This is a genomic window from Nonomuraea sp. NPDC059194 (assembly GCF_042754765.1).
Classification (GTDB): domain Bacteria; phylum Actinomycetota; class Actinomycetes; order Streptosporangiales; family Streptosporangiaceae; genus Nonomuraea.
This window is the reverse complement of sequence record NZ_JBHZBH010000025.1, coordinates 123,306-132,518: the sequence shown is the minus strand read 5'-3', so window position 1 is coordinate 132,518 and position 9,213 is coordinate 123,306. Positions and strand designations below refer to the sequence as shown.

12 protein-coding genes are annotated in these 9,213 nt (G+C 66.7%); 9 read left to right on the top strand and 3 right to left on the bottom strand.

The window, feature by feature from the left end:
- Window positions 1–137: 137 nt before the first annotated feature.
- Window positions 138–461: a hypothetical protein gene (locus tag ACFXJ8_RS28040; RefSeq protein WP_379646958.1), complete on the bottom strand. Its 324-nt coding sequence runs from the start codon at window positions 459–461 to the stop codon at window positions 138–140.
- Between the two features lie 81 nt (window positions 462–542).
- On the opposite strand from ACFXJ8_RS28040, the gene ACFXJ8_RS28035 reads away from it, so the two are divergent.
- From ACFXJ8_RS28035 to ACFXJ8_RS28025, 3 genes are all read left to right on the top strand, one after another.
- Window positions 543–824, top strand: a complete 282-nt coding sequence (locus tag ACFXJ8_RS28035; RefSeq protein WP_379646957.1) for a GntR family transcriptional regulator — start codon at window positions 543–545, stop codon at window positions 822–824.
- Window positions 825–875: 51 nt separating this feature from the next.
- Window positions 876–1,202 carry a hypothetical protein gene (locus tag ACFXJ8_RS28030; RefSeq protein WP_379646956.1) on the top strand — a complete coding sequence of 109 codons (327 nt, stop codon included), beginning with the start codon at window positions 876–878 and terminating at the stop codon, window positions 1,200–1,202.
- A 377-nt stretch (window positions 1,203–1,579) separates the two neighbouring features.
- Window positions 1,580–2,470: a hypothetical protein gene (locus ACFXJ8_RS28025; protein ID WP_379646955.1), complete on the top strand. Its 891-nt coding sequence runs from the start codon at window positions 1,580–1,582 to the stop codon at window positions 2,468–2,470.
- 231 nt (window positions 2,471–2,701) lie between these two features.
- Here ACFXJ8_RS28025 and ACFXJ8_RS28020 read toward each other — a convergent pair whose 3' ends face one another.
- Window positions 2,702–2,881: a hypothetical protein gene (locus ACFXJ8_RS28020; RefSeq protein ID WP_379646954.1), complete on the bottom strand. Its 180-nt coding sequence runs from the start codon at window positions 2,879–2,881 to the stop codon at window positions 2,702–2,704.
- A gap of 19 nt (window positions 2,882–2,900) precedes the next feature.
- On the opposite strand from ACFXJ8_RS28020, the gene ACFXJ8_RS28015 reads away from it, so the two are divergent.
- From ACFXJ8_RS28015 to ACFXJ8_RS27990, 6 genes are all read left to right on the top strand, one after another.
- On the top strand, window positions 2,901–3,119 hold the full coding sequence (locus tag ACFXJ8_RS28015) for a hypothetical protein (RefSeq protein WP_379646953.1): 219 nt from the start codon (window positions 2,901–2,903) through the stop codon (window positions 3,117–3,119).
- A gap of 387 nt (window positions 3,120–3,506) precedes the next feature.
- Complete coding sequence (locus ACFXJ8_RS28010; protein ID WP_379646952.1) at window positions 3,507–4,736, top strand: serine hydrolase domain-containing protein; 1,230 nt, start codon at window positions 3,507–3,509, stop codon at window positions 4,734–4,736.
- A gap of 76 nt (window positions 4,737–4,812) precedes the next feature.
- Window positions 4,813–5,220, top strand: a complete 408-nt coding sequence (locus ACFXJ8_RS28005; RefSeq protein ID WP_379646951.1) for a hypothetical protein — start codon at window positions 4,813–4,815, stop codon at window positions 5,218–5,220.
- Window positions 5,221–5,639: 419 nt separating this feature from the next.
- On the top strand, window positions 5,640–6,806 hold the full coding sequence (locus tag ACFXJ8_RS28000; RefSeq protein WP_379646950.1) for a serine hydrolase domain-containing protein: 1,167 nt from the start codon (window positions 5,640–5,642) through the stop codon (window positions 6,804–6,806).
- 313 nt (window positions 6,807–7,119) lie between these two features.
- Window positions 7,120–7,776 carry a maleylpyruvate isomerase N-terminal domain-containing protein gene (locus ACFXJ8_RS27995; protein WP_379646949.1) on the top strand — a complete coding sequence of 219 codons (657 nt, stop codon included), beginning with the start codon at window positions 7,120–7,122 and terminating at the stop codon, window positions 7,774–7,776.
- 41 nt (window positions 7,777–7,817) lie between these two features.
- Window positions 7,818–7,955: a hypothetical protein gene (locus ACFXJ8_RS27990; protein ID WP_379646948.1), complete on the top strand. Its 138-nt coding sequence runs from the start codon at window positions 7,818–7,820 to the stop codon at window positions 7,953–7,955.
- A gap of 1 nt (window position 7,956) precedes the next feature.
- Here ACFXJ8_RS27990 and ACFXJ8_RS27985 read toward each other — a convergent pair whose 3' ends face one another.
- On the bottom strand, window positions 7,957–9,132 hold the full coding sequence (locus ACFXJ8_RS27985; RefSeq protein ID WP_379646947.1) for an FAD-dependent monooxygenase: 1,176 nt from the start codon (window positions 9,130–9,132) through the stop codon (window positions 7,957–7,959).
- Between the last annotated feature and the right edge of the window lie 81 nt (window positions 9,133–9,213).

Genomic DNA, 9,213 nt, shown 5'->3' with positions numbered 1-9,213 from the left:
AAGAGCGGCACCCTCTACGACGAGGCGACCGCTTGGTCCCACCATGCCCAAGAGGCTGCTGCTTGACATCAAAGCTCCTGGGATGTCTTCGTCGGTCCTTGCCATCGGGCTACCTGGTGTCCCTAGGAGCATTGGTTTCACCGTGCGTCACCGAGAAGGAGCAGTAGCCACCAGCGGCGCGCCTCCGAGTGAGGCCATGGGCCGGCGAAGGTGTGCGCAGGTGTGTCGAGCTGCACCACTTTGTGGATCAAGTACGACCCGCCGCGTGAGATCAATTCGTAGTAGACCGCCGTGCAGGCGCAGGTGAACTCATGGACGCGATACCGGTCGGGGGCGGGAAGGGTCCAGGAGAGGGCGGCGCGGTTAGGGCGAGCGCGAGCCGGATGTGGCGAGATGCCGGGGCACTCCCATTCGGGCGGATCGACGAGGTCGCGGGCCAGGTCGAACAGCTCCGAGTCCATGTATCGAATATAGACCTCTCTATACCTCTACAGAAGTATCTAGGTGTTTTTGCAGGTCAGAGGGCCTCTATGTTGTGAGGCGTGGCCGAGGAGAACGACTACCCGGAGATCGACAGCGACGGGCCCGAGCTGGTCTACCTGGTCGTGGCGAACCACATCGCAGCCAAGATCGAACGTGGCGATCTCAAGCCGGGGCAGCGGCTTTCGTCCGAGCTGGACCTTTCGGAGCAGTACGGCGTAGCCAGGATGACCATCCGCCGGGCCATCAGGGAGCTACGCGAGCGCGGCTTGATCCGCAGCGTGCACGGCAAGGGCACCTATGTGCAGCATCCAGAGCCAACCACGGGCGATCCGCAGAGGTGAGCATGGCGGTGGCGCTCAGTCGATCGACGTGGAAGAGGCTGGCCTAGCGACATGACGGAAGAAGAGCTTCGAACCATAGAGGAGCGAGCGAACGCCGCGACTCCAGGGCCGTGGCATCTGTGTCTTCTGGACGACGCCTGGGCCACGAATCTGGTTGCGATCTCTACCACGCCGCATGTCGATAGCCCTCGTTGGCCTGCATGGGATGGTCAGAAGATGGTCGCGGCGACGCTGGTTCAGTTTCCCGAGCGGTACATCGACATTAAAGACGCTCGGTGGGACGAGAACGCCGACTTCATCGCGCATGCGCGATCGGACGTACCTCGTCTCGTCGAGGAGATTCGTCGTCTACGGACGCTTCTCGCTTCCCAGGGGTAGCCGTACATCGGTGCGGTGAAGTAGTCGAGCTACGGGCGTCCGTCTTGATCTCGTCATCCGGCAGTCTGCCGAGTGACGAACTGAGTGACGATCGAGGCACAGACCCCCGGGCGCTTGCGGACGTCCGCAGACCTAATGCCCAGGTCAGAAGCAGGATTCCTGCTGATCGCGATCGCGGTTGTATCGAAGTGGTCAAGGCCGTGACTTCGGTCCTCGCCGTTGGTGGCTGGGGCGGTCGCTGCCGCGGACCGACTTCGTCGATCCTTGCCACCGGATAAGGGGCTGGGCGAGGGGATCCGCAGGAGGAGATCGTAGGAAACCCGGAAAGCCAAGCGGAGGCGTCGGGCGTTGGCTGATCATGGAGTGGAGGAGGTCTCGTGCGAAGACTGATCGCGTGTCTGCCCCTGATGCTGCTCCTGTCCTCCTGCGGTGGGGTCCCTCAGGCCTCGCCTGGTGGATCCCATGGCGCCTCGTCTGACAAGTTCGAGAGGCGTGCCCGGGAGGTGGCGGAGCGCTGGCAGGGCTCGGCCGACGACCACGCCTGGCGCAAAGGGTTCGTCGCACTGGAAGTGCTGAACCCGCGCGGATGGAACCATGTGCGCCAAATCCCGGCCTGGGTGAACAGAAGCTCGCACAACGGCGCCTGGCGGCTGGCCGCCAAGCTACCCAAGAACTTCCCGGACCGCGCCGACGTGCGCTGGCCGGACGGCGAGGTCTCGCAGGTGCCGCTCATCACGGCGGCGAGCGCGTATGGGGAGTTCAGCAAACCGGCTGACCTAATCGAGGAGGAGTGTCCGGCCCAAGGATGCCGCTCGCTCTGGGTGACCGGTGCCAGACTGGGCAAGGTTCCGCTGGAGACCAGCCGCGGCACGATCCAGGTGCCCGCCTGGATGTTCACCGTCGAGGGGGTCGAGCAGAAGAAGGTCCATGTGGCGGTCGACCCCTCGGCTGTTACTGCGCGTCCCGAACGGATGCAGGGGGGCGTCGAAGAGGTGATGGCGTTCGACCTTGTCGCTGGCAAGCCGGACGAGCTGCTTCTGCGGTACGGCTACGGCGCCTGCGACACCATTCACGGGGCACGCGCTTACGAAACGGACCAACTGGTTGTGGTCGATGTGGATGAGAGAAGATCCGACTCCGCTGAGGCGTGCCCGGACATACTCAAGACAGCCACGATCACCGTCACGCTGGCGCGACCGCTGGACGGCCGCCTCGTGCTCGACTCCGGCGCGGGGCTGCCGGTGATGCGGGGACTGAACAGGCGCTGACGGCCCGGCGACCGCATGCGGCACTGTAGACATAAGCGGCTGTACAGCAGCGCGTACAGCAACCCCGTCTTACACGGTTGCATGCCGACTCTCCACGATCACCACTTGAGCACGACGGTCGCGCGTTGACGGGACATCTGCCCTGCCGTCGTAATGAAGGGGTCTCGGGTTCGAATCTCGAAGGCGGCTCCAGCTCAAAGGCCCTCCGCGATGATCGCGGGGGGCCTTTTGCTAACAGCCGTCTTCCAGAGACTTGGCGAAGATATCGGCGGCGGCGGTTTCTGCGGAGCAGATCACGTGGGCGTACACGCGCAGAGTGATCGCGGGGTCGGTGTGGCCGAGGCGGGCCGTGACCACGTGAACGGGGACGCTCGCCAGGAGCAGCATGCGCTCCCGCCGCTTCTTCACCACCTAGCTGGGTTTCCGTGAGGTGCTCGACACCCCGGATTTCACCTGGCTGAGCTGCGACGATGCGGCCGCCGACATCCTGCTGCGCCAGCGCGACCTCGAACGGCCGCGAGAGCGGATCGCGCAGCCGGTGGTGGCGTTCGCGGTCACCGATCTGGCCAAGGAATACGCGCGCGCCTGGCCGCAGAGGACGCACCCATCACCAGGCAGTTGTGGCGAGACCCGTCGGGTGAGTGGCTGATGCGTCTCACCGACCCCAACGGCATCGGCGTCGAGCTGACCGAATGGATCGCGCCCAGCGGCGCCTGATCCACCTCCTGTGGGATGGCGCTTCGACGGCGCTGCCCGCAGTTGATCACGTATGCAACTGCTGATCCCGATCGTCGTGTCAGCAGCCGCGTCAGCACGGCAACGGCCCGGTATCAGAGCGGTCGGCGACAGTGGATGTCATGAACGGTTCAGCGATTGCGGCCTCGGGGCTGCGAAAGGCGATCGACCTGGATGTCCGGCGGGGACGTCGAGCCGGAGCATAGGCGCCACGGGCTCACCAGGCCCAGCTCGCCGAACCCATGGGCGCCACGCCGGGACGAGCCCGGCAAATCAAGCACTGTACGCAAGGAGCTTCATAATGAGACAAGGCATTAACGGCTTCTCCGAAGCGGGGCTGCGCAGACTGCGCGGGGTGCTGGCACGGCATGTCGAGTCCGGGAAGATTCCCGGGCTCGTCGCCCTGGTCAGCCGGGGCGACGAGACGCACGTCGAAGCGATCGGGACGATGCGTCATGACGGTGACACGCCGATGCGCCGGGACACGATCTTCCGGATGGCCTCGACGTCCAAGCCGGTCGCGATGGCGGCGGCGATGGTCCTGCTCGACGAGTGCAGGCTGCGGCTGGACGACCCGGTCGATCCGTGGCTGCCCGAACTCGCCGACCGGCGGGTGCTGAAGCGGATCGACGGCCCGCTGGACGACACCGTGCCGGCGCGGCGGCCGGTCACCGTACGGGACCTGTTGACCTCCACGTTCGGACTCGGCATTGATCTGACGTCGCTGAGCTTTCCGATCATGTCCGCGCTCTTTGAGCGGGGGGTCTTCACCCAGGGAGGGTCAGCGGTGCCCGAGCCGGACGAGTGGATGCGCCGCCTGGGCACGCTTCCGCTGATGTACCAGCCCGGAGAGCATTGGCAGTACCACATCAGCCACGATGTGCTCGGCGTGCTCGTCGCGAGGGTCACGGGCCAGCCGTTCGAGACGTTTCTGCGCGACCGCATCCTCGATCCGCTGGGGATGAAGGACACCGGTTTCCACGTGCCCGCCGGCAAGATCGACCGGCTGCCGCCCAGTTACGCCCCCGACCCGCAGACCGGACAGTTCATCGTGTGGGACGAGGCGGCAGGCGGACAGTACAGCCAGCCTCCGGCGTTCCAGTCAGGCGGCGGTGGGCTGGTCTCCACCGTCGACGACTACCACGCCTACTTCCGGATGCTGCTCAATCACGGGATGCACGGGACCGAACGGATCCTGTCCCGGCCCGCCGTCCAGCTGATGACCACCAACCGCCTCACGCCCGAGCAGAACGCGGCCCGCGACGCCCTGGCCACCAACAACGTCCATGTGTCGTTCGGCCAGGGGTTGCATGGCGGCTGGGGCTTCGGGATGGCGGTGCGCACCTACCGCGGCGACTACGCGCCCATCGGCCAGTTCGGCTGGGACGGCGGAACCGGCACCTCGACCTACGCCGACCCGGACAACCAGCTCACCGGAATCGTGCTGACCCAGGTCGGGATGACGGTCCCGGATTCGGCGCGGCTCATCCACGACTTCTGGACCACGCTCTACCAGGCGATCGACGACTGACACCGAACCCGCGCCCGGTATGCCCGCCCTCAACCCACGACACCCAACGGTCAGCCCCTGGCGGCCGCACACCATCATGTCCATCACCCTTACCGACCAGGACAAGACCACCCTGCGGACCGCCGCGTACGGCGCCGTCACGCTGATGGCCGCCGCCGATGCCGCCGGCTCACCCCACAAGGTCGCCACCCACGGCACCATCGCCCTGGCCTCCGCGACCGGCCTGGTCGGGCATGTGCTCGCCGAAAAGACCAAGGACATCAAGCTGGACGGCAAGTCCGTCGCCGAAATCGCCGACCACGTGCTGCCGGCCCTGACGGCGGCCATGAGCCTGCTCAAGCAGCAGGATCCGGCAGAGGCCGCCAACTTCCGTAACACCGTCATCGTCGCCATCGAGGCAGCCGCCCGCACCCGCCAGGGCGAGCCCAGCCCCACCATGGCTGACGTAATCCGCAAGATCACCGGAGCCCTCGACGGCGCTTGACGGCATGCCGACCCGCGCAGCCACAGCGTGTCACGGGGTCCGCTCCGGACCCCGTGACACGGCGGCGTGCCGGGTCAGGGAAGGGGCCGAGCCCGCCAGGGCGGCCAAACCGGCTCGGGCTGGTCGACCCGGTTCATCACCACCGATGAGGATGTCGAGCTGCTCATCGTGCCTGGGGCCGAGCACCGATTCATCGACTGTCCGCAAACGCGGCCACGGGGGACATGCCCGGCTGGCGGCGTCAGGACGGCAACAGCCCGGTATCAGAGCGGTCGGCGATGGTGGATGCCATGAACGGTTCAGCGATTGCGGCCTCAAGGCTGGGTGAGATCCCCTCGGGCGACCCGACCTGAGCAATCCAGATACCCCCCGCGCATCAACAGGACCGCATTCCACCAAAACGCAAAGGAGCACCCAGCATGTCCATCACCCCTACCGACCAGGACAAGCTCACCCCGCGGACCGGGCAGGACCGCCCGGAGCTGCAGAATGCCATCCAGGAGATCGTCGACTCCGGTTTCGCCGGGGTGCAACTGCGCGTGCACGATCCGCACGGCGAGTGGGTCGGCAGTGCCGGGGTGCGCAAGCTGGGCGAGAGCGCCAAGCCGCCGACGAACGGCCACTTCCGGATCGGTAGCAACACCAAGACCTTCGTCGCGACCCTGGTCCTGCAACTGGTGGCCGATGGCAAGATCGGGCTGGACGCTCCGGCGGATGACTACCTGCCCGAGTTCGACCTGGACCGCCAGATCACGGTGCGGATGCTGCTGCAGCACACGAGCGGGCTGTTCAACTTCACCGGCGAGTACTACCCCGACGGGACGATCGTGCCGGGGATCCCCTGGCAGGGCCAGGAGTACGTGGACGGCCTGTCCCACACCTACCAGCCGGAGGAGCTGGTACGGCTGGCGTTGTCCAAGCCGGTGCGGTTCGCGCCGGGGACGGACTGGAGCTACTCCAACACCAACTACGTGCTGGCCAAGCTGCTGATCGAGAAGGTCACCGGCCGCTCGCTCGCCGAGGAGATGCAGCGGCGGATCCTGGGTCCGCTCGGGCTGTCGGGCACCATAGTGCCGGGTGCCTCGCCGGAGATCCCCGAGCCGCACGCCCACGGCTACTACCGGTACGAGGACACGGGCCAGTGGAAGGTGGCCGACGTCACCCGGATGAGCCCCTCCTGGGTCTCCGCTGCCGGTGACATGATCTCGACCACCGAGGATCTCCACACGTTCATCGCCGCGCTGGCGGGCGGCAAGCTCATCCCGGCCCCGCTGCTGGCCGAGATGTGCAAGCCGTACCCCAAGATCGGCTACGGCCTGGGGGTGTTCGTGCAGGAGACGGACTGCGGCGGCGCCGTCATCACCCACAACGGCGGCTTCTTCGGCTGGGGGGCGCTGATGTACAGCACGCCCGACGGCAGTAGGACCCTGACCGCCTCGCTGACCACCGGGGACGCCGCGCTCGACTTCGCCGCCACGGCCGAGGTGTTTCAGAAGGCCCAGCAGAGGCTCGTCAAGGAGGTGTTCTGCGGCGGGCAGGCCGGATCGGCTGACGAGGCGGCCGAGCCGGCTCAGCCGACGACCTGAGCACCTCGGACCCGTACGCCTTGAAGGCTGTACAGCATCGCGATACAGCAGTACCGCCTCACGTGATCACATGCTGCCGAACACCAATGAAGGGGTCCCGAAGGCGGCTCCCAGATAGAAGGCCACTTCCAAGAATGGGGAGTGGCCTTCTTGATCTCTATACAGTGGGCTTGTACAGCAACCACGACGACCGAGGTAGCCCTATGGGAGAGAACACAGTCGTCGAGTGGTATGCCGCAGAGTCCGCATCGCCACCCGCGGCGTAAGCGCGAGCGTAGGCATAGCCGCGGCGGCCGACTGCTAGCTTGCGGCCGTGGATCTCTTCTCGCGCTCTTGGACGGCGTTGCGCACGACCGTCGCCGCACTCCCGGATGAGGACTTCGCACGGCCGTCCGGCTGTAGCGGCTGGCTCGTGCGGGACCTGGTGTGCCACCTGATCATCGACGCTCAGGACGTCCTGATCACCCTCGTCACGCCCGCCGAAACGGAACCGACGCGCAACGCGGTGACCTACTGGGACGTCGCCGAAACACCGCCGACCGGCAACGACCCGCTCGACGCGCTGACCGTCCGGCTGGCCGCCGCGTACGAGGAGCCTCGGCTGCTCACGTTCCACCTCGACGACGTCGGCTCTGCCGCCGGACGGGCCGCCCAGCTCGCCGACCCGGACCTCCGGGTCGGCACCCGCGACGAGGTGCTCACCGTGGGCGACTACCTTTCCGCGTACGTTCTGGAATGGACGCTGCACCACCTCGACCTGATCGCGCACCTCCCGGGCGCGGCGGAACCGCCCGCCGAGGGCCTCGCCCGTTCCCGCGAGATGTTGGAGGAGATCGCCGGGGCGGCGTTCCCAGCGTCGTTCTCCGACAAGGACGCGCTGCTGGTCGGCACCGGACGACGTGTCCCGACCGACGCGGAGAAGGCCACGCTGGGCGAGCTGGCCGCGAAACTTCCGCTCGTCCTGGGCTGATCGTCCGGCTGAACGTGCGCGGCGCCGGTCATGCCGAGACCATGCTTCGGGCCGCAGGCTGGGCCGACAACGACGCCCACTCGCGCGAGGACGACTGGCCCGGCCCGTTCCTGTCCACGCTGGCCGACGTGCTGACGCTCGTGGAACCGTCAGCCACCCACCCGACGGCACAGCGATGACCTAATCGTCACCCTTGGGGGACCGTACGACCTTCGAGGCCAGCCATTCGGCCGCCTGGTCCATCCGGTAGTACAGCCGCGGCGGGATGTGCGGGAGCAGAGAGGAGTGCCGCTGGCCGAGCAGTACGAACATCTGCGACGGAGGCATGCTGATGTAGCGGGGCAGGTTCTCGTACCATCGGGCGCTGTTGCGGGCCGATCTCTGGGTGGACCGGATCGCGGACATGCGTTCGCGCTCGTACCGGGCGAGCGCGGGCTGGAGTCGCGGCTCGCTGTGGAGCGCTTCGACCAGGAAGGCGGCGTCGCCCAGGGCGAGGGCGGTGCCCGCGCCGATGGAGTAGTGCGTGGTGTGCGCGGCGTCCCCGAGCAGGACGAGGTTGTCGCGGTACCACGTCCGGTTGGTCAGGGTGCGGAAGTTCAGCCAGTGCGCCTTGCCGTCGGTGTGCGTCCGGCCGATCAGCGGGTGCCCGTCCAGGAGGTTGGCGAAGAGCTTCTCCAGGATGGTCAGGCTGTGGGCCTCGGTGCCCTGGTCGAGCCCGAGTCCCTTCCAGGTCGTGGGGGAGCACTCGATGACGCAGGTGCTGTGCTCCTGGCTGAATCCGTAGCCGTAGCACCAGATCCAGCCGTGCTCGGTCTCCACGAAGGAGAAGGTGAAGGCGTCGAAGATCTTGGTGGTGCCGAGCCACATGTACATGTTCCGCCCGACCGCGACCTTGGTGCCGAAGTGGTCGGCGTGGTGCTCGCGCAGCACACTGTTGACGCCGTCGCCGACGACGACGAGGTCAGCGCCGGCGAGCTCGTCCTCGCCGGCGATCTCGCGCTCGAACTCGACGTGTACGCCGAGGGTGCGGGCCCGCTCGACGAGGATGGCGAGCAGTTCGCGACGGCCGATGCCGAAGCCCTCGTCGCCCTCCTCCACAGTCACCGTCGTGCGGTCGTGGACGTGCACGACCCAGCTGTCCCAGCGGACCGAGTTCTCGCTGATGGTCTGCGCGGATTCGGGGTCGGCGGCATGGAGGTTGCTGAGTAGTTCGTCCCAGTACGTCACGCCCCAGCCGTACGTCGACCCGGCCGGGTTGCGTTCGTAGACGGTGATCTCGTGGGACGGGTCCACCCGCTTCATCAGGATCGAGAAGTACAGGCTGGCGGGTCCACCACCGACGCAGGCGACCTTCACAGGAGCTCCCAATGTGACACAAGGTAATCGATATGTAGCATAGGGTAGCCAGAAGATGTACGGCGAAGCGATCTCATGGAG

Bases quoted from the DNA above. Each gene is read 5' to 3' on its own strand.
- ACFXJ8_RS28040 (WP_379646958.1), bottom strand. From the start codon at position 461: ATGGACTCGGAGCTGTTCGACCTGGCCCGCGACCTCGTCGATCCGCCC.
- ACFXJ8_RS27990 (WP_379646948.1), top strand. From the start codon at position 7,818: ATGCTTCGGGCCGCAGGCTGGGCCGACAACGACGCCCACTCGCGCGAG.
- ACFXJ8_RS28030 (WP_379646956.1), top strand. From the start codon at position 876: ATGACGGAAGAAGAGCTTCGAACCATAGAGGAGCGAGCGAACGCCGCG.
- ACFXJ8_RS28000 (WP_379646950.1), top strand. From the start codon at position 5,640: ATGTCCATCACCCCTACCGACCAGGACAAGCTCACCCCGCGGACCGGG.
- ACFXJ8_RS28010 (WP_379646952.1), top strand. From the start codon at position 3,507: ATGAGACAAGGCATTAACGGCTTCTCCGAAGCGGGGCTGCGCAGACTG.
- ACFXJ8_RS28005 (WP_379646951.1), top strand. From the start codon at position 4,813: ATGTCCATCACCCTTACCGACCAGGACAAGACCACCCTGCGGACCGCC.